Raw genomic sequence first — 395 nt, 5'->3', positions numbered from 1 at the left:
CCGAACAGGACAAGGTCATTGCCCTCGCCCGCCGCCTTCCAGTAGCCGTAGCTGGCGCGCGGGTGCAGGATGTCGTTTTCCGCGCACAGCGCCAGCATGCGGCGCAGCACCGGGCGCAGTTCCTGGCGCGCCCAGACCATGAAGTCCTCCAGCGACCGGCCCTGCTTACGGAACCCCCACTGGAACTGGTACAGCGAACGCTCGTTCAGGAACGGCAGCACCGCCTCCGGCGTGGCTTCCAGCGTGCGCGGGCCCCAGAAGGGCGGGGCCAGCACGGGTTCATCGGCGGTCAGGCGCTCACGGCGCGCACGGGCGGCGACCTTGTCCACGGGACCGAAGCCACGGCTGGCCGCATCCTCGATATCCTGCGTGCGGTTGTCACGCCGGGCCTTGCC

At 70.1% G+C, this 395-nt stretch carries 1 pseudogene; it reads right to left on the bottom strand.

The features are described 5' to 3' along the window. Positions 1 to 395: pseudogene (locus tag DY926_RS15695) on the bottom strand (methionine synthase); the annotation flags it as partial.

It is taken from the genome of Komagataeibacter melaceti (assembly GCF_003403295.1).
GTDB classification, from domain to species: domain Bacteria; phylum Pseudomonadota; class Alphaproteobacteria; order Acetobacterales; family Acetobacteraceae; genus Komagataeibacter; species Komagataeibacter melaceti.
This window is presented reverse-complemented; position numbering and strand designations above follow the sequence as displayed.